The organism is Flavobacterium sp. T50_26 (genome assembly GCF_057652995.1).
The window spans coordinates 1-244 of sequence record NZ_JBYFCC010000082.1 but is presented as its reverse complement, the minus strand read 5'-3'; the positions used below and the strand labels follow the sequence as shown (position 1 = coordinate 244).

At 36.9% G+C, this 244-nt stretch carries 1 protein-coding gene; it reads right to left on the bottom strand.

The genetic code is table 11. The annotated features are described in order from the left end of the window. The coding region (locus AC23MC_RS16520) for an SAM-dependent chlorinase/fluorinase (RefSeq protein WP_487570665.1) at positions 1-191 on the bottom strand (191 nt) is incomplete at its 3' end. Positions 192-244: the final 53 nt, after the last annotated feature.

Here is a 244-nt window from a genome sequence, read left to right as displayed (position 1 = left end):
CCAATCACCGTTAATGTTCCACCTTTTGCCAAATTGCAAGATACGGTTTTAAAAATATCCATGTCAGTTGCATCCTGTGATAATCGGTCAGGAATGTTAATAGCTACAATTTTTTGCGGAACAATGTGTTGCGTGAGAATGCTCAAAATTACGTTATCGGAACATACAAAAAAATTGTCGTTCCAATCCATGTCAATGTGTTAAATTTCGGAATTGCGTTCGGCGTCAACAACAATTAAATGGA